We start from the raw sequence: 21963 nt of genomic DNA, 5'->3' as shown, positions 1-21963 counted from the left end.
GTAGGAAAAATGGCAGAAGATAGTTATACGGATTGCCCGGATAAATTGCCAGTAGAGCGGCAGCAGAGCTTGAGGTAACGTGGACTTATCGGTAAAAAGTTAGGGTATAGTAGAAGCATCAATGCCAAAGGGATAATTATATGGCGAAAAGTAATTACATTACCCGCGAAGGCTGGCAGGCGCTGGATCGTGAATTGCATTATCTGTGGCGGGAAGAGCGCCCGGTGGTAACACAGGCGGTGTCTGAAGCCGCAGCAATGGGTGACCGTTCGGAAAACGCTGAATATATCTATGGTAAGAAGCGGCTACGAGAGATTGATCGCCGGGTACGCTTTTTGACCAAACGCCTTGAGGTGCTGAAAGTTGTCGACCCTGACCCGCGTCAGGAAGGAAAAGTCTTTTTTGGTGCCTGGGTGCGGGTAGAAAATGAATTAGAAGAGCAGCGCATCTTTCGCCTGGTTGGGCCGGATGAGTTTGATCCGGCAAAAAAATGGATTTCTATCGATTCACCGGTTGCCCGTGCCTTAATTGGCAAGCAGGTGGAGGATGAGGTGACGGTTCAGACACCAAATGGTGAAGCAACCTACTGGATATTAGAGATCCGCTACCGCCCATTTGACGAAAGTGTTGATAATTAGGCACAACAATAAGCTTTGTAACAATTTCGACTAGAATGTATACCATAAAAAGCTGTCTGTTATACACGTCATACTTCAAGCTGCATGTGTGTTGGCTTCCTTCGTTCACCCTCCGTCACTGACTCATGTAAGTGACCGAGGGCTCGCTCAGTTGCCGCCTTCCTGCGACTCGAATTATTTAGGGTATAAAGTAAGTTTTTTTAACAATGTACAGGTTCGAGCAATACGGCCTTTGGGAGTAATAAAATGCAAGAGAATCACAAGATTCTGGTCGTTGATGACGATATGCGCCTGCGCGCGCTGTTGGAACGTTACCTAACAGAGCAAGGTTTCCAGGTGCGCAGCGTTGCCAATGCTGAACAGATGGATCGCTTGCTGACCCGTGAGTCTTTCCACCTGATGGTGCTTGATCTGATGTTACCGGGTGAAGATGGTCTATCTATCTGCCGCCGTCTGCGTAGCCAAAGTAACCCGATGCCGATCATTATGGTGACGGCTAAGGGTGAGGAAGTTGACCGTATCGTCGGATTGGAAATTGGTGCTGACGATTATATTCCTAAGCCATTCAACCCCCGAGAATTACTGGCCCGTATTCGTGCGGTGTTACGCCGTCAGGCTAACGAGCTACCGGGTGCACCTTCACAGGAAGAAGCAGTGATTGCGTTTGGTAAGTTCAAACTCAATTTAGGCACGCGCGAGATGTTTCGTGAAGATGAGCCTATGCCACTGACTAGCGGTGAGTTTGCGGTGCTGAAAGCCTTGGTGAGTCATCCACGTGAGCCGTTGTCACGCGATAAGCTGATGAATCTGGCCCGAGGTCGCGAATACAGTGCGATGGAGCGTTCCATCGACGTACAGATTTCACGTCTGCGGCGTATGGTCGAGGAAGATCCGGCGCATCCGCGCTATATCCAAACTGTATGGGGCTTGGGCTACGTATTTGTACCGGACGGCAGTAAAGCATGAGGCGATGGCGCTTTTCTCCACGTAGCTCATTTGCCCGAACCTTATTACTGATTGTGACCTTGCTGTTCGTCAGTCTGGTCACCACGTATTTGGTGGTGCTGAATTTCGCCATTTTGCCCAGTTTGCAGCAGTTTAACAAAGTGTTGGCGTATGAAGTTCGTATGCTGATGACTGACCGGCTGCAATTGGAAGATGGCACGCTACTTGAAGTCCCGCCGGCGTTTCGGCGTGAGATTTACCGTGAATTGGGGATTTCGCTTTATACCAATGCTGCGGCGGAGGAAAGTGGCCTGCGTTGGGCACAGCATTACAAATTTCTCAGTGATCAAATGGCCCAACAATTGGGTGGGCCAACCGATGTTCGGGTCGAAGTTAATAAAAACTCCCCTGTTGTCTGGCTAAAGACGTGGTTATCGCCGGATATTTGGGTACGAGTGCCATTAACTGAGATCCATCAGGGCGATTTCTCGCCACTGTTCCGTTATACCCTGGCAATTATGTTATTGGCTGTAGGGGGAGCCTGGCTGTTTATCCGTATTCAGAATCGGCCATTAGTTGAGCTGGAGCATGCCGCTTTGCAGGTGGGTAAAGGGATTATTCCGCCACCGCTACGGGAGTATGGTGCGTCAGAGGTGCGTTCGGTTACCCGGGCATTTAACCAAATGGCCGCCGGCGTGAAGTTGTTGGCGGATGATCGGACCTTGCTGATGGCTGGGGTTAGCCATGATTTACGCACGCCGTTGACCCGTATTCGTTTGGCGACTGAAATGATGAGTGAAGCCGATGGATACCTTTCTGAGTCAATCAATAAAGATATCGAAGAGTGCAACGCCATTATTGAGCAATTTATCGATTATCTACGTACCGGGCAGGAGATGCCGACAGAGTCGAGTGATTTGAATGCCGTACTCGGTGAAGTGATCGCGGCTGAAAGTGGTTATGAGCGGGTAATCGAGACTGATTTGTGTGCAGGTGAAGTGCTGGTGGATATCCATCCGTTATCGATTAAGCGTGCGTTGGCCAATATGGTGGTGAATGCGGCGCGTTACGGTAATGGCTGGATAAAAGTCAGTAGTGGCACTGAGCTACAGCGTGCGTGGTTCCAGGTTGAGGATGACGGCCCTGGTATCAAGCCTGAAGATTTGAAGCATCTGTTCCAGCCTTTTGTGCGTGGCGATAGCGCGCGGAGTACCAGTGGTACTGGACTGGGCTTGGCGATTGTGCAGCGGATTATTGATGCCCACGCCGGTTCGTTGGATATCGGTACCAGTGAGCGAGGCGGTTTACGGATCCGGGCGTATATTCCGTTGCCGTTAGATATGAAGGCGAAGCCACCGGCGGTAGTGTGAGTTTTATTTTGGTTATTTAGTATGGTGATCAGGTTCGGTTGATATGAGTTTAGTGATCGGGTTCGGTTATGGTGGGGTCGGATCAGGTTTCGGTTGATATGAGTTAAGTGCCTAATTTACCTCCGTAGCCTCAACCGAGCAGGAGGGCAAGCCGGCCCTCCTGCACCTGCGGCTTGCGCGAAATATTGCCCTACGGGTAAACCGCCTACGTCTTTCGTGCTGACGAGCCAGCGCGATTCGCTCCTGCTCAAGCGCGCTTTTCGCGGGCGTCCATGCCCGCTCACTCTACCCTCATTCCTTGTCGGCAATATTCCTGATTGCGCTCAACGTCAAAACCATCATTTTTTGCTGTTGATTTCCTCTTTTGACTTTCAAAGCACATTTGAGCTGCCGAATGAAGAGTGAAGGTAGGACGCGAGGCAGGGAAGCCGAGCGAACCGTGCTTGAGCAGGAGCGAATCACGGCGGTCCGTGAGCCGAAACGATGAGTGAGGGAACCCACGCAGTGGGCAGGCGATACGTGCGAAGCGCGGGATTCCACAAGGGTGCGCGCCCGCACCCTTTGGCGGTTGAGGCAACGGAGACAAGTTAATCACTGAACTCATATCAACCGACCCGGATCACTGAACAACTAATAATGAACACCCGACCCCGATCACTCATCCACCAAACCTGATCTAATCCATTTTTGATTGGCGAAAAACAAAAGGGACACAAATGTGTCCCTCCCATAATCATTACAAAATCAACGCTAACTTAGAGCTTTGGCCCTGCGCTAACCAATGCAGCACCTGCTGGGGTATCAGTATACTTATCAAAGTTAGTGGTAAAACGCTTCGCCAGATCTTCGGCTTTCTCTTGCCACTGTGCCACATCAGCGTAAGTGTCACGAGGATCGAGGATCTCTGGGTTCACGCCCGGTAATGCCGTTGGCACCGCCAGATCAAAGATTGGCAGAGTGAAGGTTTCTGCTTTATCAATCTCACCGTTCAGAATGGCGTCAATGATGCCACGGGTATCCTTGATGGAAATACGTTTGCCAGTGCCATTCCAGCCAGTATTGACCAGATAGGCTTGTGCGCCCACCGCTTGCATACGTTTAACCAGCACTTCTGCATATTGTGTTGGATGCAGCGACAGGAAAGCTGCACCAAAACAGGCTGAGAAGGTCGGTGTTGGCTCAGTTACACCGCGCTCAGTACCAGCCAGTTTAGCGGTGAAGCCAGACAGGAAGTGATACTGGGTTTGATTTGCTGTCAGGCGTGATACTGGTGGCAATACACCAAAGGCATCAGCAGTCAGGAAGATAACCTTAGTGGCATGACCCGCTTTAGAAACCGGTTTAACGATATTTTCAATGTGATAGATCGGGTAAGAAACACGGGTGTTTTCCGTTTTGGAACCATCATTGAAATCAACGGTACCATCGGCCAGTACTACCACGTTCTCCAGCAAGGCATCACGCTTAATAGCATGATAAATATCCGGTTCTGCCTCTTCAGATAACTTGATGGTTTTGGCGTAGCAGCCACCTTCAAAGTTAAATACGCCGTCATCATCCCAACCATGTTCGTCATCACCAATCAACTTACGTTTCGGATCAGTCGACAGCGTGGTTTTACCGGTACCAGACAGACCGAAGAAGATAGCCACATCGCCTTTCTCGCCGACGTTGGCCGAGCAGTGCATGGAAGCAATGCCTTTCAGTGGCAGCAGGTAGTTCATCATCGAGAACATACCTTTCTTCATTTCGCCGCCATACCATGTGCCGCCAATGAGCTGCATACGTTCTGTCAGGTTAAAGGCAACAAAGTTCTCGGAATTCAGACCTTGCTCTTTCCAGTCTGGGTTGGTGCATTTAGCGCCATTCATGACGATAAAATCAGGCTCGAAATGGGCCAGTTCTTCGTCTGATGGGCGGATAAACATGTTTTTGACAAAATGAGCCTGCCACGCGACTTCAGTGACAAAGCGAACTTGCAGGCGAGTATCGGCGTTAGCACCGCAGAAAGTATCAACAACAAACAGACGCTTACCGGACAGTTGCTCGGTTACCAACCCTTTCAAGTGGCTCCAGGTTTCCTGACTCAGTGGCTTGTTATCATTTTTGCCTTTGCCCTGATCGGCCCACCACACGGTATCTTGAGTGATGGCATCGCGGACAATATATTTATCTTTTGGCGAGCGGCCGGTAAAAATCCCGGTATCTACCGCTATTGCTCCTGTGGTGGTGAGGATTCCGCGCTCGTATCCTTCAAGCGTGGGTTTGGTCTCTTCCTGGAACAGTAAATCATAGCTTGGGTTGTAAACAATCTCGCTGACGTTATGGATGCCATAGGCGGCGAGCTCCTGCGGGGTAATTCCTTTAACACTCATGTCATAACTCCTGGATCGTCAATTTTCTACCAGCGATTGTAAATCCTCATCTCTGATTAACAGCGATAGCTATCAAATATTTCAACATATGACCTATTTTTCGCTAGGTTATGAGAGATAGGACACGGATTGTCGCAAGTATGAAACGCCAGAAGAAATAGCTGGGCACGAGTCAGCACCCAACCAATCATTATGCTTATTAATGAATTTGTTCTGAGGAAGTGCTGTTACCACTCTTTAATGAGGCGATATCAACGGCATCAAACAGGTAGTGATTGCCGCAATACTCACAATGCATATCAATATTGCCATCTTGTTCCAGCATTTCGGTGATGTCATCTTCCGACAGTGTGACTAATGCATCAGCACAACGCTCGCGGGAACAGGTGCAGCAGAAACTGACGTTTTGCGGCTCATATAACGTCACTTCTTCCTGATGATATAAACGATACAGCACTTCATTCGCTGGCAGCGTAAATAGCTCCTCAGCTTTGATGGTAGTGGTAAGCTGTGCCAGGTGATCAAACTCATCTTCATTGCGCTCTTCGGCTGGTAACACTTGCAGCAACATCCCGCCCGCAGCGGCTTTACCTTCCACACTGCCGGTACGAATAAACAGGCGTGTTGGTAATTGTTCCGACTGCATAAAGTAATTTTCCAGACAGGCGGCGATAGTCTCCCCTTCCAGTGCGACCACACCCTGATAGCGCTCGCCCTTTGCCGGGGTGATAGTGATAACCAGATAGCCGTTGCCGACCATCTCTTTCAGTGTGCTTTCATCGCTGATTTCACCTTTAAAGCGGGCGACACCCCGCATCTGCTGCTGGTTATTACCGTTAATCACTGCCAGTGACAATGGGCCATCCCCTCCTTGTAACTGCACGGTAATATCACCATCAAACTTGAGCGTGGCGGTCAGTAAACTGGTTGCGACCAACATCTCACCCAACAGTTTTTGTACCGCTGGTGGGTAATCATGATTGGCTAATACTTGCTGGTAGGTTTCATTGACTGAAACCAGCTCACCGCGCACAGCATGGTTAGCAAACAGATAGCGGTGTAATTGGTCGTGATTAGACATAGTTTTCTCTCTTTCTGGCTGCAAGCAAAGCCGTCATCTTTCAAGTTGCAGGTGTGTGGGCTGCCGTCCTGCATGTTGAAATCTATAGGGTTTACTCAGACTCGCCTTGTTTAAATTTGATCAGGTTGCGACGCTCTTTTTTATCCGGCCGTCGGTCAGGATGTGGCATGGTCAGGGCATTCAGTTTACGCGCCTGTGCCACCTTATCGCGATTGGCAATACTGGCTTCAGTCTCTTCATACAATGCCTGTGCTTCGCTTGCACCACGGCGTTGACCGTGTAATGCCAATACCCGCACCGTGCGTTCATCATTGCCCTGACGCAGGCGGATTTCAGCATTCAGTTCAACCAACTTGCTCGGTTTACCGCGCTGGCCGTTGTAGTGGACTTTACCGCCATCCACCATTTCCCGGGCGATTGCTCTGGTTTTATAAAACCGGGCTGCCCAAAGCCATTTATCCAGCCGAACCGATTCGTCAGAAACTGCTTTATCCTTCATGAATACTCCTGCCTGTTATCTCCGTCATATTTCACGTCGCATGCGTGTTGGTCGCCTTGTTGCAACGCGAATTATTTAGGCTATAGGGCTAAACATCTTTTTAGTCACCACGTAACTGTAGCGCGGGTAATAGCTTACGGTAATCATTGATTGCAGGGTGGCTGTGAAATGCTTTGTCAGCACAACTGGAATCCGGGTTTTCTATACCCAGACAGTAGCGGATACCGAATGTGCGCGCGGCATCCAGAATCGTTTCACTGTCATCGACGAATAAGGTTCTGGCCGGATTCAGCCCGGTATGCTGCGCGACAGCTTGCCACAGTCGTTGATCTTCCTTCGGATAACCAAATGTATGGGTGGAAAGTAATAAATCAAGGTGCTGGTCAAGTGCAGTATGCTCAATTTTGACTGCCAGACTGTGTGGATGGGCGTTGGTGAGCAAAATGGTTTGTAACCCTTGCTGGCGTAAACTGGACAAAAACGGCTCAGTATCCTGGCGCAGACGAACCCGGTTACCCGCAGCCGTGGTCATGGCGTAAATATCTAAGTCCAACCGTTCACTCCAATAATCGAAGCAATACCAGTTTAAGGTATGTTGCACTGCCAAGTATTCATCATGAATAATTTTGTGGGCCTGCTCCAGCGGGATCCCTCGGTGTTGGCTAAGGGTTTCCGGCACCTGCTTTAGCCAGAAATGGCTATCGAACTCCAAATCCAACAGGGTGCCATCCATGTCCAACAGCACGGTATCAATCTCTTGCCAATTAAATTCTGGGGGCATAGCGGCTCCACAATCACATTATTTTTATGCAAACAAATAATACGGGTTACAACGAATACCAGCGCCATCAGGGTGATGTCCCGATAACAGCCACAGATAAAGTTAGCCTAGCATATCAAAGTTACAGAGCCAGCCAGAGATGAATGATATGGCCTGAAAGAAAGCTAACGCAGGAAAGGCGCGGGAGTGAGGGTTTGGTTAAAACAATTATCATAATAGCGTTGAATATTATCCATCCGGTTACGGTTTCGTAGTATCCGTTGAATTAATAAAGTGATATTCACGGCCAGACAGGCAATCAGTATTAGCAGCAATAGGCTGGTACCCAGATAGCGACCGAGTGTGACGATATCCGGCTCACTGTGTAGCGCGATATGCCGTGTGCCATTGGCATCAATGGTGATATTGGTAATGATGCCTTCTGCCTTAAACTGAGTATTAAGTAGCAGCCCGGAGAGCCGTTGTAATTCCCGCCACTGCTCCAGTGCGCTGTAATCAAACATGGGGACGGCAGGGGCAGGGTGATTAACTAACTGCTTACCTTCATCACTGGTTAGCAAGAAGCCACCCGGCGGCGGGCTATTTAATGCTTCAGTTGCCAAATGCGTTTCACGATAAACAAACGATGAGGTAGCGGTTTTAACCAGACTTTCCAGGGTATCGGCACTGACTGGGCGCAACAGCACATTCATCCCTTTCAATGTGCCAGATTGTGCTCGTTTAACCAGCCCCGGCCAATTCTTGGCATTACCTAAGTTAACCAAGGCATTTTTCAGGCGGACACAGTCGCTATCTCCACCGCATAATGCCTGTGTTTTTAAAACGATATCTGCAAAATCATTCAGTAAAATCATGCCAGATTTTTCAATGGCGGTTGCCAACTGTGGGTTGACGTTGGCACCAGTACCTTGCGGATGCAACTGCTGATTGACTGTTGCCACCAGTGCGGCGGCTTTTTCAATGGTGTCAGATTCAGGTTGTGGCAGTGGTGCTGCGTTATTCCAATAGATCCCAGAACAATCAAACGGCGTAAAAACAAAACTATGCGGATTTTGAGTATTCGGCGGGACATAACACATACCGGTACCCTGAGCTTTCAGCATATCGCCGATGCGCAGAGGCATTTTATCCAGAGCTTCAACACTAGTAACTTGCTGGCTTTGTGCGCCTTGCAACCAGGCAATACTCAATTTCAATGGCAAGCTGAGCGGCACATAGATTAGCAATAACACCATTATTAACAGTGAGCCGGCAATAAGCGTCAGGTTTTTCCCCCAGCGCTGTAACGGGAAATGTTTCATTTCGTCATGCAGGGATAAAAAAGGCCCCTGACGCACGACCTGACGGTTGAGATAGATATCAATGTTGGTTTTCTTGCCCAGGTCATGAGCAAAATAGGGCCCCCAATGGGCCGGATAAATCAGGTCGACAATCCCGAGCGAGATGTTATTCATCTGCCCTTGGTTCGATTCACCAAACAGCCCCCAGCGCTTTGGCGTACCGCTCAAGCAATGGACTTCACGCAAATCTTTTTCAGATAACGGGCGGAACATATTCCAGCATGCCCAACCGGTTAACGTTATCGCCACAATAATCAGCCAGGGCAGTGTAACCGCCGGACCGGTGAGTGCGAAAAACAGTAATAACAATGCCAGACAGATCGCAGCGGCTTCTTTTAAGCCATTAGCACCATGTAAGGCATATTCTTCGGGTGTTTCCTTGCGGATATTCAACAGCTCTATATGTTCGCTGTCCGCTTTGCGGATTGAGGCATTTTGCGCTGGAGAAGGCAAGATAGGCTGGTAGCTATTCTCAGCCTGGTGATTTTTAAGCGTATGCCCATTAAGGGAGATCACCAAAGGAATCGTCTGCGTTTGGATAAGTTCTACGTCATTATCCTGAGCGATATATTGTTCCCACGAAGCCGGTAGGTGAACTTCAATCGAATCAAGGTAATAACGCCATTTATTGGGTTCGTCACTCGCCACGCCGTAGCGGGTGATGGCGCGGGTAACCGAATAAACATTTTCGCTTTGTGGAGTTAGAGTCAGCTTTGCTGGCGCAAGATTGCTGTTCGTCAGTGTGCGGGTGTCAAAAGTTGACTGGGATTTGAATCCGAGCTTCTCTTGCTGACCGAGCAGATAATTCTCAATATTAACCCGTTCTTCCGCGGTGAGTTTACGGTGAATAGGTTTAGCGAACGGCAGTATTGCAGTTACGGGGGCGGGGTGGCGGAATCGGAACCACCATAACAAACCTACCGCGATCAGACTGGTCAACAGTAAGGCCAATATTAAGACTATTGTGCTCATCCCATCCCCATCCGAGCGCCTCTGACTTACGTCAACTCTATGAAAGAATGCATATTATGCGTAAAAACAGTACCAAGGCATATAACAGAGTCATTCAGTGAACTAGCATTTTACACGCTATTATTCATCAAAAAACCTAATGCAAGTGCTCTTAAACTGCCCGTAGATTGATAAGGATAGCAAGGCTAAAACAGCGGTAATATCAGCATAATCCTATTTTCAAACACATTTTTTAACGTGTGTTGAGTGAGGGTAGGATGAAATTTAACCGGTTGAATCTTGACTAAACTCGACGTCATGTTAAAAACAGGTAAATTATATCTAACTGAGATTGCGATAAAGGTTCTCACTAACGCACAATGTGATCAAGTTCTAATAAATTCCAGTATAAAGTGTTGGGTTAATCGTTATCGGCAAAAAGTGGCTTACTAAGTAACCATAAAATAGCTCTGGTTATCCTGATGCAAGTCCGATAGGCGGTGAGTATTTAAATTGGGGCTATCATGAAACACCTGCAAAAACCTAAAATTCTTAAAATAGAAACGGTTGCCCACTCCCGCTTGTTTACTGTTGAAGCGGTGGATCTGGAGTTCAGTAATGGCGTACAACGCGTTTATGAACGAATGCGGCCATCAAACCGTGAAGCGGTGATGATAGTGCCGATTATTGGCGATGATCTCCTGCTGATTCGTGAATATGCCGTGGGTATTGAAGAGTATGAGCTGGGCTTCCCCAAAGGGTTGATTGATCCGGGCGAAGGTGTGCTGGAGGCGGCGAATCGTGAACTGATGGAAGAGGTTGGCTTTGGTGCTAAAAGCTTTGATTATCTCAGTAAGCTGACGATGGCTCCGTCCTATTTCTCTAGCAAAATGAATATTGTTATTGCTCATAACCTCTATCCACAAAGTCTGGAGGGTGACGAGCCGGAACCCCTGCCACAAGTCCGCTGGCCGATCGCCAATATGATGGCACTGCTGGATGAGCCTGATTTTCGCGAGGCCCGTAATGTTAGTGCCCTTTTTCTGGCTCAGGCATTTCTTAATAAGTAATGGTCAGAGATAAAAAAGCCTGGACTCTGTTACGAGCTCCCGGCTTTTTTATTGGCGCTGCTCCGTCTTGATACTCAGGCCATCAGCGTTTACAGAACAACTCCATCAGAACAACTCGTGAGTCTGCCCGTTATCCATTAGAGTCGTCCCTGCTTCATGTACTGAATACTCGGTGGGTTGTGTCCCCTCGATAAAGTACTCTGAACGACTGCCTGGTCCGCCACTGGATAACTTACCCGTCTGCTTATCAATCACTACGCTGACAATACCCGGCGGTGGAGAAACCGGTTTTTCTGGCAAACCTTCAAGGGCCGCTTTCATAAAGTCATCCCATGCAGGTTGTGCACTCTTCGCCCCACCTTCAGCACCAGAGATCTGATCTGATATGGCCCCTGATGCAGAGCTGCGGCCTAAGTCGCGGCGATGGTCATCGAAGCCAATCCAGACGGAGGTCACGGTATCCGGGCCGTAGCCAGAGAACCAAGCATCTTTTGAGTTGTTAGTGGTACCGGTTTTACCGCCAATATCCTTGCGTTTCAGGTCACGCCCGGCACGCCAGCCGGTACCCATCCAACCCGGTTCCCCGAAGATATTTGAGTTCAACGCATCACGAATCAAAAAGGCCAACGGCGTGCTTATCACATGGGGTGCGTATTGCTGGTCACCGTTGAGCTTGGCCTGTTCGGGCGTCACTTTTTCTAACTCAGGCATTGGCACATTACTGGCGTTATTGTTCTGCGAGGTGGCGACGTTTTCGATGTTATCATCAGACAGAACAACTGAGCGCTGAGTGTCACCGTAAATAACCGGTAAGTTACACTCTTCACAGACAATCTTCGGTTTCTCTTCGAACAGCACATTGCCCACATCATCAGTTATCTTGGTGATGAAATAGGGATCGACCAGATAGCCGCCGTTTGCCAACACGGCATAACCACGGACTAACTGCAATGGCGTAAAGGAGGCGGAACCTAATGCCAGGGATTCTGAGTGCACAATATTTTGTGCTGGGAAACCAAAGCGTTGCAGGTATTCAGCCGCATAATCCACACCCATGGCACGCATTGCCCGCACCATCACCACGTTCTTCGATTGACCTAAACCTTGGCGTAAACGAATTGGGCCGTCGTAAGTCGGTGGTGAATTTTTTGGCCGCCAATCGGTGCCTGCACCCGCATCCCAGCGTGTAATTGGCAGGTCATTGAGGATGGTTGCCAGCGTCAGACCTTTGTCCATTGCCGCGGTATACAGGAAGGGTTTGATATTCGAACCGACCTGGCGTAGTGCCTGTGTCGCACGGTTAAATTTACTTTGGTTAAAGTCAAAACCGCCGACCAGCGCTTTAACCGCACCATTGTTTGGATCGATAGAAACCAAGGCTGAGTTGACGTCCGGCACCTGTGCCAGCCACCAATTATCTTCTACTTTTCTTACCCAAATCTGCTGGCCAGGCTGCACCACATCGGTCACTTGTTTTGGTGTTGGCCCTTGGGCGTTATCCGATTTAAACGGACGTGCCCAACGCATGCCGGACATTGGTAAGGTCACGTTGCTGCCATCTGCCAACAGTGCCGTTGCTTGCGTCGTATTAGCTTCGGTCACCACCGCAGGCAGCAGTGGGCCATAGACCGGCAAGGTTTTCAGTGAATCGATAATCTGCTCGCGGCCCCATGCGCTTTCGCCCACTTTCCACAACACATTGGACGGGCCTCGATAACCATGGCGCATATCATAAGCCAGCACATTGGCACGCAATGAGTCGACCGCCGCCAACTGGAGCTTTCTGGTTATGGTGGTATAGACCTGATAGCCGTCGGTATAGGCATTCTCACCGTAACGCTTAATCATCTCCTGCCGCACCATTTCTGACAGATAAGGCGCTGAGAAGGCGATTTGCGGAGCATGGTAGTTGGCAACCAGATCTTCACTGCGCGCCTGATCGTACTGCGCCTGGGTGATGTACTTTTCATCCAGCATACGCGAGAGCACTACGTTACGGCGTGCCACTGCTCTGTCATGTGAATAGAGCGGGTTGAAGGTGGATGGCGCTTTTGGCAAACCGGCGATCATCGCCATCTGGCTGAGGGTCAACTCATTGACTTCTTTGCCGAAATAGACCTGAGCTGCCGCACCGACACCATAGGCACGGTAGCCGAGATAAATCTTGTTCAGGTACAGTTCAAGGATTTCATCTTTGGTCAGTAATTGTTCGATACGAATGGCCAGAAAGGCTTCCTTGATTTTACGTATCAAAGTCCGTTCCGGGCTTAAGAAGAAGTTGCGAGCCAATTGCTGGGTAATGGTACTTGCCCCTTGTGAGGCACGCCCAGAAACCATAGCAATTGAGGCAGCACGTAGGATCCCAACCGGGTCCACACCGTGATGCTCATAGAATCGGCTATCTTCCGTAGCAATAAATGCATGCACCATTTCTGGTGGAATTTGTTTTAATGTCAACGGGATACGGCGTTTTTCACCGTATTGAGCGATCAATTCGCCTTCGGCGCTATACACCAACATAGGTGTTTGCAGCCGGACATCTTTCAGCGTGGCAACATCGGGTAGCTGTGGCTCAATATATTTGTACAGGCCAAATATCGAGGCTGCTCCCAGTAAAATGCAACACACTGTAAGGATCAAAAAATACTTTACGAACTTCACCTGAGATTTCCCATTCAATGTCAATTGGGCAGTTTATAAACAACCGCGCCGTAGTATAAAGGCAAGCCCGTAACATGGATACGTTCTTTTATTGTCTCTCGACATGGAGGTCGACAAAGATGTACTCACAATATTGGCAGGTTGGGCTAGATATTCAAATAGATGCTATACGTGCTTTGGCTGTTGTCAGACGCCGCTATGGCTGGCAACTGCGCTACTGGTGGCATCAAACCTTACCTTCTGGCGTTTTGCGGGAGGGTATTTTACAACAGCCAGATATGGTTAGCGACAAACTCAAATTATTGCGTAAACAATTACCAAAACATATTTCATTACGTATCGCATTGCCCGCACAGCGCATATTGCAACACACTATTCCGACACCGGACCGGCGTTTACGCGAACCGCAGCGTGATGGTTTTATCAAAGCCGCAGCAAGTAAGGTCTTTCCGCTCGGCAGTCAGGCTTTAGCCCTCGATTATCGTAGTGAAACCACAGCCAGTAGTGAGTTAATCATCACCGCCGCCCGTCAGTCAGAAGTTCAGCAATGGCAGGCGTGCTTGCATCAAGCGGGTTTACCTTCCGATATGATTGATATTACCCCCTGCGCTCTTCGTTATATGGCGATGGCGGCAGGATTATCGGGACCATATTGGTTGGTTCACCGTTTGGAGAGTGAGTGGCTGTGGGTGTCATCGGCTGACATGCCGTTTGACTTTGGTGTGGTAGCAGCCGACTCAGAGGATGTAGCACCAGGCCAGCCGCCTACTACATTCAATCCATTACCGACGTTGCTGAGACAACTTCAGGCGCGTTATCCCGAGCAGAGTGGAATACCGATAACGGTGTATTACAGTAATGTGGTGGATGATGCCCCGGTTGAAAATACCACCGGCTGGTCACCCTTTACGGCTTTTGCCCAGTATCAACCGCCACTGCCGCGATCTCCCGCTGCATTTATTCTGGCCGGAGGGCTGGCATTACGCCCGGCAGACGACTGATGTATCAAGTTAATTTTTCGTTATGGCGTGCAGAACGTCAATCATCCCGTTACCGTTTTTGGCGCAATCTAGGTTTATGCCAATGCCTATTTTTAGCCATCCTACTGGTTGTAATACAACTGCAATCACGGGTAGTAAATTTCAGCCAACAAATCCGTCTGGCAGCGCTATCCCAGCAGCAAATAGCCTTAGGCCAGCACCATCAAGAGGTGCAACAGGCAATGGCACAACTACGGCATCGGGAACAGCGCGCTCAGATTTATCGTCAGGCCCACCAACTTGCCCAGCGATATTCAATATTATTGCAGCAGCTATCGCAGCAAATTCCAGATAGCTGCTGGTTGGTCAGCCTGATACCACAAGGCGATAAGGTGGTTTTTGAGGTAATTAGCCAGAGTTATGCCGCAATTAATCTCTTTGTAGTGCGTTTAGGCCGCTCGCCTCTCTTCACAACAGTGCATTTACAAAAAATTGCTCAGCAGGATGACGGTAATTTTCGCTTTGCGGTTTGGGCCGACTGGCAGGACAGAGATAGTGATGAAAGAGGTAGTGATGAATAAGCGGCTGCAACATTGGATGGATAGGCCGGGTTGGCAAATCTTGATAGGGCAGTGGGTTTTTCTTGGGCTTTTAAGTGTAATGGCTTATGGCATGTTATTACGTCCTGCATGGCAACAGCAGAGGCTCACCGCAGATAAGATTATTCAACATCAGCAACAGGTTGATCATCATCAGGCGGCTTTGGCACCGTTACCCTCACTTTCTCTGGTTCGTCAGCAAATGATGGTATTGAAAGAAAGGGAGGCATCGTGGTTGTCACTTGATAGTTCAATGGCCCATCTGACCGATGAATTGATTGCCCCGTTTGGCGGGCAAGTCATTCGCTGGCAGCGACAATCCGGGCCAGTTGGCGAGGCCGCAGTGGATTCCATAAGGCACCAACAGTGGCACGCTACTCTGCGGGTCAATTTCTATGGATTACTCCATTTATTTCGTCAACTAGCCGAAATCCCCACCCCTGTTCAGACCCAGCTGGTTGAGATTAATAGTGATAATTCCGTACTGTTGGTGAAATTAAGCCTGAAAGAATATCTCGCAGGTGGCGTCAATGAGTAGCGGCAAAGGGAGCACGGTATGGGGCCTCTAAAGATAGTCTCTCTGATAATCGTATCACTGGCACCTGTGGCTTATGCCGACCCCTTATTGACCGCCACAGGGCGTAATCCTTTTCAGGACCTATCAGCACAGCCATGTGATGGTGAGCGGGAGAAACTCACTCATTGGCGATTACAAGGGGTTATCAGGGGAGGAGATTACTCTTCTGGTTGGATACTGCGGCCAGAGGGCCGCTGGCAGAAGCTAGTGGTCGGCTCACGGCTGTTGTCAACTTGGCAAGTTACCCATATTGGCTCACGGCAGGTGAGCCTACAGAATACTGGCTTAGTTGGCTTTTGCTCTGGATTGTCGGAGCCAGTGGTGCTGCTGATGCACTAACTAACGGGTTTTTTTAGATGATTATTATCATCACTAAAGAGCTTGGCTGGGCAGCATAAGCACTCTTACCGTTTCAAATATACAGGACATAAAAGGAATTAGTCTGATGAATGTTTCTACTACGAAAACCCGGAGTGGGCTTACCCCAACACTCAGTGCTGGGGTGATGATGCTGCTGCTGGTATTACTCACAAGTCGTGCCTTTAGCGCAAAAAGTGGGCCGCCGGTAACCCTGGAGTTTCAAGATGCGCCGATAGCGGTAGTGTTGCAGGCACTGGCGGATTATCAGCAACTGAATTTAGTCATTGCCGCCGGGGTTGACGGTAATCTCAGCCTGAGATTGGCGGATGTTCCGTGGGAGCAGGCTTTGGCGATTATTTTGCGTATGGGCCGTCTGAAAGTAGAGCGCGAAGGGTCGGTAATGATGGTTTTTACCGAACAGGAGATACAAGAAAGACAGCAACGGGCGGAACAGAAAGATGCATCTGAGTCCCTAAATAATTTCTCACTGGCCTTGCAGTATGCTGATGCTGAACAAGTTGCCGACAGTTTGACTCTTCCTGAAGGTGGGTTGCTATCGCCACTGGGTAGCGTAGTGGTAGATAAACGTACTAATACATTATTAATTCGCGATACTCCCGCCTCTTTAGCACTATTGAAAAGTTGGCTGGCAGAGATGGATTTGCCTTTACAGCAAGTGCAGTTAGCGGCACACATCGTAACTATGAGTCGGGAAAATTTGCATGAACTTGGTGTGCGTTGGGGTATGGACGAAGCAACGCAGCCCCGTGCGCTGAGAGTGAATAATTTTAATGTGAATTTGCCACTCCCCAATAGCGCCCTCAGCGCTGGATTCAATGTTGCCCGTATCGGCGGGCGTCTGCTGGAACTGGAATTGAGCGCGCTGGAGCAAGAAAATCAGGTTGATATTATTGCCAGCCCTCGGCTGGTGACATCCCATCAGCAAACTGCCAGTATCAAGCAAGGTTCTGATATTCCTTATACGGTCTCGCGGGGTAAAAAAGGGGTGCCTACTATTGAGTTTAAAGAGGCAGTATTAGGGATGGAAGTGACACCGAAAATACTGCGTAATGGCAAGATTACTCTAAACTTGAAAATCAGCCAAAATATGCCCGGAATGGCAATTAAACGCGGAGATAGTGAAGCTTTATTAATAGATAAGCAGGAAATAAAAACCCAAATAACCGTAAACGATGGGGAAACTATTGTGCTTGGGGGGATTTTCCAGCAAAAAAATAGTCAGGGAATTAATAAAGTGCCCATCCTGGCCGATATCCCTTGGCTGGGCGCGCTGTTCAAACAAGACACCCAACAACAAAGTCGGCGGGAGTTAGTGATTTTCATCACGCCAAGGCTAATCAGTGCTTGAGCCTTATGGGGGGGTGTTTTATGAAAACAGACCAATCTTGGTGACTTTCTGCAACTTTTTGTGTGATAGGAGGCTTCTAAATTTGACGCTGCCTCCGATTTAGCTTACAAGGGTTACCGAATTGAGCTCCGAGGTTTTAATAACGTTGATACGCCGATAAAAACGTATGGTTTCCCTCCCACGACGTGTACAACGATTTATTCGGTTGCCAAACTACCAGAAGTGCTGAGATAATTTTCCGTCTGATCTCGCACTATCGCTCATGAGGTTTCAGTTTAGGTCCCGCCGCTGATTTGATTGGCGGGGCGGGTTATCATTAACGAATAGTCTTAGTAATACCAAAAACATGGCAGAGAAACGCAATATCTTTCTGGTTGGGCCTATGGGTGCCGGCAAAAGCACTATTGGTCGTCAGTTAGCTCAGCAACTCAATATGGAGTTTTTCGACTCTGATCAAGAAATTGAGCGACGTACCGGAGCTGACGTGGGCTGGGTATTCGACGTGGAAGGCGAAGAAGGTTTCCGCGATCGTGAAGAAAAAGTTATTAATGAACTGACGGAAAAACAAGGCATTGTTCTGGCAACCGGTGGTGGCTCTGTTAAATCCAGAGAAACCCGTAACCGTTTGTCAGCCCGTGGCGTTGTGGTTTATTTAGAAACTACAATCGAGAAGCAGTTGGCCCGTACACAGCGCGACAAAAAACGTCCGTTGTTGCAGGTTGATGCGCCTCCACGTGAAGTGTTAGAAGCACTGGCAAAAGAACGTAATCCGTTGTACGAAGAAATTGCAGATGTCACCATCCGCACTGACGATCAAAGCGCGAAAGTTGTTGCTAACCAGATTATCAACATGCTGGAAAGTAACTGATTTTAGCATTTTACTAATGCCTCCGGGCGTAAGTTAAGAAGGTTACTGAGCGCGACATGGAGAAGATTACTGTCACGTTAGGGGAACGTAGTTACCCCATTACGATTGCTGCCGGATTGTTCAATGATTCGGCCTCTTTTGCGCCACTAAAGGCGGGTGACCAGGTAATGCTGGTAACTAACCAAACGCTGGCTCCACTCTATCTGGATTCGCTCCGGGCAGTGTTGGAACAAAGTGGCATTAAAGTTGATCAGGTGATTTTACCTGACGGTGAGCAGTACAAATCTCTGAGTGTTCTGGAGCAGGTATTTTCTGCCCTTCTGGAAAAACCGCATGGTCGTGATACTACACTTGTTGCCTTAGGTGGCGGTGTAGTAGGCGACCTGACCGGTTTTGCTGCGGCTTGCTATCAGCGCGGCGTTCGCTTTATTCAAGTTCCTACTACCTTACTGTCTCAGGTGGATTCCTCTGTCGGTGGCAAAACCGCAGTAAATCATCCACTGGGCAAGAACATGATTGGTGCGTTCTATCAACCAGCATCGGTAGTGGTTGACCTTAATTGCCTTAACACTCTCCCTTCGCGTGAGCTTGCCTCCGGGCTGGCTGAAGTTATCAAATATGGCATCATTCTTGATGCGGCTTTCTTTGATTGGTTAGAAGATAATATCGATGCATTACTCGCACTGGATATGTCAGCGTTAGCTTACTGCATCCGCCGTTGCTGCGAATTAAAAGCCGATGTTGTTGCTGCCGATGAACGTGAAGAGAGCGGTATGCGCGCATTACTCAATTTGGGCCATACTTATGGTCATGCTATTGAGGCTGAAATGGGCTATGGCGTCTGGTTACACGGCGAAGCCGTTGCTGCGGGAATGATGATGGCAGCACACACCTCCCGTCGATTAGGTCAGTTCTCAGCCAGTGATGTTGAGCGTATCAAACAACTACTGTTACGAGCCGGTCTGCCGGTCTGCGGGCCGCAGGAAATGACACCAGAGTCTTATCTGCCGCATATGATGCGGGATAAAAAAGTACTGGCAGGCGAGCTTCGTCTGGTACTGCCAACGGCTATTGGTAAATCAGAAATCCGTAGCGGTATTGCACATGACACGGTGTTGGCATCGATAGCTGATTGCCAGTTATAAAAATGGCATAAGTCCGATATTTATATGTTCGATACCCATAGTTATTGGAGTAGCTTGTAGGCAACAAGGGAAAGGCAAATTGGTTGTAAACCATTTTGAACAACACTTGTGCTGGCCCGCAGGGTAATCCCTGGTGAGGCTCATAATTCTGCTGAGCTGACGCAAGTTAGCGATTTGGAAGAGAGGGTGGCTAGTACCTTTGCGGCTTCAAGTACGAAGGGTATGCGCATAAGTTCTAAGATGTTGTACTATAAGAACATCATATTCCTTTGCTACGGGCGATTTAGCCTGTTTGCAGTCAGTAAAATCAATCAGCCAGATCGCAGTGATCAATGCGGTGGGCTTTTGCCTCTAGTTGGAGGGTTTAGATGGATGATTTAAAGCCGGAAGACGATCTGAAACCAGATAGCAGTGACCGTCGTCCTACACGTGCCCGTAAGTCCTCGGCCGGACCTAAGCTTGCTGTTTCACGCCAACACATCATGATTGGTATCGGCATTTTAGTGCTTTTGTTGATCATTATCGCCATCGGTTCAGCCCTGAAAGCCCCGACTGAGCATGAAGCATCCCAGCAAAACCCGAATGTTGATGCAGCGAGAAATATTAATCTGTCTGATTCATCTTCACTCACTAGCGGCAATAACACTCAGCCCGGTGTAGCAAACAATGCCAGCGACGGTCATGATGCCAATGGCGTGAAGAACTCGGCTCAGCCACAGGATATTAGTGCTCCGCCAATTTCGCCAACGCCAACTGAAGCTTCAGTGCCGCCTTCGGCGAACAGCCCGACTCAGCGTGTTGAATTGCCAGGCAATATGTCTGATGCACTTTCTCAAACTCAGGGGCAGGTTGATACCTTGTCTCAGAATATGAACGACGGTCAGACATCCACCTTGCCGACGGCACCTGCAACGGTTTCTGGTTCAAAAGGGGCTAAAGCACCGGCACCGGCTACGGGTGAAACCATTACCCACCCGTCGCAGAAACAAGCTACGACAGCAGCTAAGCTGCCAACCAGCAACCATAAAAAACCGACCACCGTGGTTTCTCCAGCGGCATCTGCGGTGACCAAATCAGGTTCCGTTGGCAGCAGTAGTACCTTAAAGAATGCACCAGGTAACCATTTCACGTTACAACTGAGCAGCGCATCACGCTCAGACACATTGAATGCCTATGCTAAACAGCAAAAATTAACTGACTATCATGTCTATGAAACTAAACGTGATGGTAAACCTTGGTATATTTTAGTAAGTGGTAACTACCCCTCTTCTGCTGATGCAAAAAGGGCCATCACGACGCTACCAGCCGATGTTCAGGCGAAAAAACCGTGGGTTAAACCTGTACAACAAGTGCAGCAAGACCTTAAAAAATAAATCATTCTTATTTGTGCGCTGATGTGCTGTTTGAAACAGAGTACAATCTGCGGCTCTGAATTATTAAGTAGCTAACTGACGGCATGAAGAAAAACCGCGCTTTTTTAAAATGGGCTGGTGGGAAATATCCGCTGGTTGATGACATACGACGCCATCTTCCAGCGGGAGACTGCTTGATAGAGCCATTCGTCGGTGCGGGTTCGGTGTTTCTTAACACTGAGTATGAGTCTTACATACTGGCCGATATCAACAGCGATCTTATCAACCTCTACAATATCGTGAAGGAACGCACTGATGATTTTGTGCGTGACGCCCGTGTTTTGTTTACGGGCGACTTCAATAAATCCGAGCAGTTTTACCTACTGCGTCAAGAGTTTAACGCCAGTACTGATGCTTATCGCCGCGCATTATTATTTCTCTATCTGAATCGCCATTGTTATAACGGCCTGTGTCGTTATAATTTGAGCGGTGAATTCAATGTGCCTTTTGGTCGTTATAAAAAACCTTATTTCCCTGAGGTAGAGCTTTATTGGTTTGCTGAAAAATCGCAAAATGCGGTATTCGTTTGTGAGCATTATCAGGAAACTCTCTTAAAAGCAGTGCATGGGGCGGTAGTTTATTGCGATCCTCCGTATGCGCCATTGTCAGCGACGGCGAATTTTACGGCATATCACACCAATAACTTTGGCATTGTGGATCAACAGAATCTGGCTCGTCTGGCTTATCAACTTTCGGCCGAAAGCAAGATTCCAGTTCTGATTTCTAACCACGATACAGAGCTGACGCGCAATTGGTATCATCAGGCGTCACTGCATGTGGTGAAAGCGCGCCGTACTATCAGCCGTAATATTCTTGGTCGTAGTAAAGTGAACGAGCTTTTGGCGCTGTATAGCTGAGCGGGAATGCCGCTCGGTAAAGATTCAAACCCAATGGTTTATGAAATAGAACCCCTGACGTAGATGCGCCATCTGTCAGGAAGAT

General features: G+C 48.7%; 19 protein-coding genes. 13 read left to right on the top strand and 6 right to left on the bottom strand.

The window, feature by feature from the left end; all coding sequences use genetic code 11:
• Nucleotides 1-140: 140 nt before the first annotated feature.
• The 3 genes from greB (at nucleotide 141) to envZ (ending at nucleotide 2953) form a co-directional block, all read left to right on the top strand.
• Nucleotides 141-638: a transcription elongation factor GreB gene (greB, locus tag V2A84_RS18080; protein ID WP_005186101.1), complete on the top strand. Its 498-nt coding sequence runs from the start codon at nucleotides 141-143 to the stop codon at nucleotides 636-638.
• A gap of 246 nt (nucleotides 639-884) precedes the next feature.
• A complete protein-coding gene (gene ompR, locus V2A84_RS18075) occupies nucleotides 885-1604 on the top strand; it encodes an osmolarity response regulator transcription factor OmpR (RefSeq protein ID WP_004709363.1) in 720 nt (239 codons plus the stop codon).
• Nucleotides 1601-2953 (top strand): two-component system sensor histidine kinase EnvZ, encoded by a 1353-nt coding sequence (gene envZ, locus V2A84_RS18070; protein WP_083161238.1) that lies wholly within the window; start codon nucleotides 1601-1603, stop codon nucleotides 2951-2953. Before ompR ends, envZ begins: the two co-directional genes overlap by 4 nt.
• Before the next feature lie 755 nt (nucleotides 2954-3708).
• On the opposite strand, the gene pckA is transcribed toward envZ, so the two are convergent.
• From pckA to V2A84_RS18045, 5 genes are all read right to left on the bottom strand, one after another.
• Entirely contained in the window at nucleotides 3709-5328 is a 1620-nt protein-coding gene (gene pckA / locus V2A84_RS18065) for a phosphoenolpyruvate carboxykinase (ATP) (RefSeq protein WP_083161237.1), read from the bottom strand.
• Nucleotides 5329-5527: 199 nt separating this feature from the next.
• Nucleotides 5528-6409 carry an Hsp33 family molecular chaperone HslO gene (gene hslO, locus V2A84_RS18060; RefSeq protein WP_372560316.1) on the bottom strand — a complete coding sequence of 294 codons (882 nt, stop codon included), beginning with the start codon at nucleotides 6407-6409 and terminating at the stop codon, nucleotides 5528-5530.
• A gap of 91 nt (nucleotides 6410-6500) precedes the next feature.
• Nucleotides 6501-6908, bottom strand: a complete 408-nt coding sequence (gene hslR, locus V2A84_RS18055; protein ID WP_083161235.1) for a ribosome-associated heat shock protein Hsp15 — start codon at nucleotides 6906-6908, stop codon at nucleotides 6501-6503.
• Between the two features lie 100 nt (nucleotides 6909-7008).
• Nucleotides 7009-7689 (bottom strand): GMP/IMP nucleotidase, encoded by a 681-nt coding sequence (yrfG, locus tag V2A84_RS18050; protein ID WP_083161234.1) that lies wholly within the window; start codon nucleotides 7687-7689, stop codon nucleotides 7009-7011.
• 164 nt (nucleotides 7690-7853) lie between these two features.
• Nucleotides 7854-10001, bottom strand: a complete 2148-nt coding sequence (locus V2A84_RS18045; RefSeq protein WP_083161232.1) for an intracellular growth attenuator family protein — start codon at nucleotides 9999-10001, stop codon at nucleotides 7854-7856.
• 503 nt (nucleotides 10002-10504) lie between these two features.
• Here V2A84_RS18045 and nudE point away from each other — a divergent pair.
• A complete protein-coding gene (gene nudE, locus V2A84_RS18040; protein ID WP_083161230.1) occupies nucleotides 10505-11050 on the top strand; it encodes an ADP compounds hydrolase NudE in 546 nt (181 codons plus the stop codon).
• Between the two features lie 105 nt (nucleotides 11051-11155).
• Here nudE and mrcA read toward each other — a convergent pair whose 3' ends face one another.
• Nucleotides 11156-13711, bottom strand: a complete 2556-nt coding sequence (gene mrcA / locus V2A84_RS18035) for a peptidoglycan glycosyltransferase/peptidoglycan DD-transpeptidase MrcA (protein ID WP_083161228.1) — start codon at nucleotides 13709-13711, stop codon at nucleotides 11156-11158.
• A 119-nt stretch (nucleotides 13712-13830) separates the two neighbouring features.
• On the opposite strand from mrcA, the gene pilM reads away from it, so the two are divergent.
• The 9 genes from pilM (at nucleotide 13831) to dam (ending at nucleotide 21878) form a co-directional block, all read left to right on the top strand.
• Nucleotides 13831-14712 (top strand): type IV pilus biogenesis protein PilM, encoded by an 882-nt coding sequence (gene pilM, locus V2A84_RS18030; protein ID WP_083161226.1) that lies wholly within the window; start codon nucleotides 13831-13833, stop codon nucleotides 14710-14712.
• Nucleotides 14712-15272, top strand: coding sequence for a PilN domain-containing protein (locus V2A84_RS18025; RefSeq protein WP_083161224.1), 561 nt, complete (start codon nucleotides 14712-14714; stop codon nucleotides 15270-15272). The genes pilM and V2A84_RS18025 overlap by 1 nt, the downstream gene beginning before the upstream one ends.
• A complete protein-coding gene (locus V2A84_RS18020; protein ID WP_193784849.1) occupies nucleotides 15265-15828 on the top strand; it encodes a pilus assembly protein PilO in 564 nt (187 codons plus the stop codon). Before V2A84_RS18025 ends, V2A84_RS18020 begins: the two co-directional genes overlap by 8 nt.
• A gap of 18 nt (nucleotides 15829-15846) precedes the next feature.
• A complete protein-coding gene (locus tag V2A84_RS18015; RefSeq protein WP_193784748.1) occupies nucleotides 15847-16206 on the top strand; it encodes a DNA utilization family protein in 360 nt (119 codons plus the stop codon).
• A gap of 169 nt (nucleotides 16207-16375) precedes the next feature.
• On the top strand, nucleotides 16376-17596 hold the full coding sequence (gene hofQ / locus V2A84_RS18010; protein ID WP_102970572.1) for a DNA uptake porin HofQ: 1221 nt from the start codon (nucleotides 16376-16378) through the stop codon (nucleotides 17594-17596).
• Between the two features lie 346 nt (nucleotides 17597-17942).
• Nucleotides 17943-18464, top strand: a complete 522-nt coding sequence (aroK, locus tag V2A84_RS18005; RefSeq protein WP_004702222.1) for a shikimate kinase AroK — start codon at nucleotides 17943-17945, stop codon at nucleotides 18462-18464.
• A gap of 56 nt (nucleotides 18465-18520) precedes the next feature.
• Nucleotides 18521-19609, top strand: coding sequence for a 3-dehydroquinate synthase (gene aroB / locus V2A84_RS18000; RefSeq protein WP_083161222.1), 1089 nt, complete (start codon nucleotides 18521-18523; stop codon nucleotides 19607-19609).
• Between the two features lie 368 nt (nucleotides 19610-19977).
• Entirely contained in the window at nucleotides 19978-20982 is a 1005-nt protein-coding gene (locus V2A84_RS17995) for an SPOR domain-containing protein (RefSeq protein WP_372568498.1), read from the top strand.
• 83 nt (nucleotides 20983-21065) lie between these two features.
• The gene (dam, locus tag V2A84_RS17990; RefSeq protein WP_083161216.1) at nucleotides 21066-21878 is read left to right on the top strand and encodes an adenine-specific DNA-methyltransferase; all 813 of its coding nucleotides are present in this window, start codon (nucleotides 21066-21068) and stop codon (nucleotides 21876-21878) included.
• Nucleotides 21879-21963 lie beyond the last annotated feature (85 nt).

Source organism: Yersinia sp. 2553 StPb PI (assembly GCF_052217105.1).
GTDB lineage: Bacteria > Pseudomonadota > Gammaproteobacteria > Enterobacterales > Enterobacteriaceae > Yersinia > Yersinia enterocolitica_E.
This window is presented reverse-complemented; position numbering and strand designations above follow the sequence as displayed.